The organism is Streptomyces viridosporus, from assembly GCF_002078235.1.
GTDB lineage: Bacteria > Actinomycetota > Actinomycetes > Streptomycetales > Streptomycetaceae > Streptomyces > Streptomyces viridosporus.
Map to the genome: position 1 here is coordinate 1 of NZ_MSGP01000908.1, position 564 is coordinate 564.

Below are 564 nucleotides of genomic sequence, written 5' to 3' on the forward strand. Positions count from 1 at the left end.
CGAGCACGGCGGCGCGGGGCTGACCGCCCGCCGGCTGGGCCTCGCCCTGGACTGCGACCCGAGCACCCTGTACCGCTACTTCCGCGGCATGGACGAGCTGACCCTCGCCCTCGGCGACGCGCTCATCGGGCGGGCGCTGCGCGGCTGGCGCCCGACCGGGCGGTGGCGTGCCGACCTGCGGGCCGTCGGGCTGCGCATCCACGCGGCCTACCTGTCCCACCCGCAGGCGGCCGTCCTCACCGCGAACCGGGTCTCCGGCCGCGCGAACGAANNGCCGGAGACGGTCCGCGTCTACCACGCCTTCATCGACACCACGCTGGCCTTCGCCGCCCTCGACGCCGCGTCCCTGGCCCTGCCCGGCGCCGCGCAGCGCGCCGACGAGGAGATGTGGCGCTCGACCTACGCCCGCCTCCCCGCCGCCACCCACCCCCGCATCGCCGAAGCGGCGCCGCTGCTGGCCACCCGCATGGTCACCAGCGCCTACCCGACGGCGCTGGACATGCTCCTGGACAGCGCCGAGGCCCGGCTCGCGGCCCCGGGGAAGACCCCTGATCCCCCTTCTCC

At 76.9% G+C, this 564-nt stretch carries 1 protein-coding gene; it reads left to right on the plus strand.

All coding sequences use genetic code 11. The annotated features are described in order from the left end of the window. A partial coding sequence (locus B7L92_RS38600; protein ID WP_081241683.1) for a TetR family transcriptional regulator occupies nucleotides 1-564 on the plus strand: 564 nt, incomplete at both ends.